Source organism: Christiangramia marina (assembly GCF_048285865.1).
Lineage (GTDB): Bacteria > Bacteroidota > Bacteroidia > Flavobacteriales > Flavobacteriaceae > Christiangramia > Christiangramia marina.
In genome coordinates this window covers 1-335 of the sequence record NZ_JBLVTK010000033.1, presented here as the reverse complement: position 1 = coordinate 335, position 335 = coordinate 1, and the positions used below count along the sequence as shown (strand labels likewise).

Genomic DNA, 335 nt, shown 5'->3' with positions numbered 1-335 from the left:
CAATAGGCCAGATGCGCCCGGAAGCAGCCGTTGGGCTTGAAGGGTTTGATATAGCCTGCGTCCAGGGCGATTTCCAGGTCCGTTTGCAGGAGGGTGCCGGCGCCGATCCTCGCGCCGAATGTGTCGTCCATGAAGTCCTCGACCATGTACGTGGCATTGTTGACCTTTGCCGCACCGAACGAAAACTCCTGGAGCAAGGCATGCGATATGTCGCGCACGATATCGACGCCCAGCGGATTACGCTCGCCATCGTCGGCAGACATTTTGCTCGTCGAGGTGCGTACCGCGATGCCGAGACGATCCAGCGTCTTCCTGTTGAGGACCAGCGATTCCGC

At 59.7% G+C, this 335-nt stretch carries 1 protein-coding gene; it reads right to left on the bottom strand.

The window, feature by feature from the left end; all coding sequences use genetic code 11:
• The coding region (locus ACNKXS_RS15175; protein WP_417921615.1) for a hypothetical protein at positions 1-335 on the bottom strand (335 nt) is incomplete at both ends.